Source organism: Cellulophaga sp. BC115SP (genome assembly GCF_009905545.1).
GTDB lineage: Bacteria > Bacteroidota > Bacteroidia > Cytophagales > Spirosomataceae > Flectobacillus > Flectobacillus rivi.
On record NZ_JAAALB010000149.1, the window covers coordinates 1 to 1,176 of the forward strand.

General features: G+C 43.7%; 1 protein-coding gene. It reads left to right on the forward strand.

The annotated features are described in order from the left end of the window. Positions 1-109 precede the first annotated feature (109 nt). Positions 110-1,141, forward strand: coding sequence for a hypothetical protein (locus GVN22_RS27315; protein WP_166554156.1), 1,032 nt, complete (start codon positions 110-112; stop codon positions 1,139-1,141). Positions 1,142-1,176: the final 35 nt, after the last annotated feature.

Consider the following 1,176-nt stretch of genomic DNA (forward strand, 5'->3'; position numbering starts at 1 on the left):
AAGAATGTGAAGCTAGGCGGGTATTTGTTAAAATTGCAAAGCAAGAACTTTAGTTCGAAGGCATTGCATGTAGTTGTAACGAAGTAGAACAGAAAAACCAACGAATAATATGAGAAAATTACTACTGGGCTTTAGTATGTTACTAGGGCTAGTTCTCAGCAAAAGTAGCGCTTATGGTCAAGGAAGTACCCCCCACTTTAGCTACAAAATAGAGTTGCGGTCAGATGGTTATTACTATGCAACGATGAAGTCAGATGTGGCTTATAGTGCAAGTAGTAATCAAACGACGATCTCGACGATTCAGTACACCTTAGTGGCACCAATAGGAACCTTTGCACCTATAAGTGCAACAAGTACTTCGATGACGAATTTAGTAGGAGGCGTGGAAGATTTACTACCCTCTACCAATGCCGGAAACTATATTTGGTCTACTCAGCGCACGGCACTGAATACTAGTCTCGAGTATGGCTATTTTGCATTAACGGGCAGTCCCATACTTCCCAATATCGTAGCAGGCGTAGAGATACCATTGTTTCGTTTTCGTACCCAAGCTTGTATCGGAAGTATTCGTATGTATCGCAATGTAGCAGATGGTACAGGAGGAGCAGATACCCCTAAGTTGAACTCAGCCAACTCAATCTACTTGAGTGGTATTAATGGAGCACTTTCGGAGAGTTACAAAGATAATTATGGTACAGCTACTGTCTGTCCGACCCCTCCAGTATCAGACTTAACGACTAGTATTAGTGGACCAAGTACAGGTACGCCAAGTACTCCTTTTGTTTATACTGTAACGGTAAACAACGTAGGTTCAGGAGCTAGTACAGGTAGCGTGAGCGAGAGCTTTAGCATTCCTACAGGATTAACCTTCAATAGTGGTGGTGGTAGTGGTTGGACTTGTGCCCCGACAGGTCCAGTAGCAGGTCCAACGACGATAGTATGTACCAATAGTTCACCCAATATACCAGCCAGTGGTAGTGTTAGCTTCCCTTTGAATGTAACACCAACGACAACAGGAGGTATTGCCATCAGCGGGATTGTCTCAGGTGGTGGTGAAACCAACACGAGCAACAATAGTGCTACGAGCAATACGACGACTGTAGGCTGTGGTATTAGTGCAGGTGTCTTAAGTAAGCTTTAACCCCAACTCCAGCAAGAAAGATATGATGACTTATA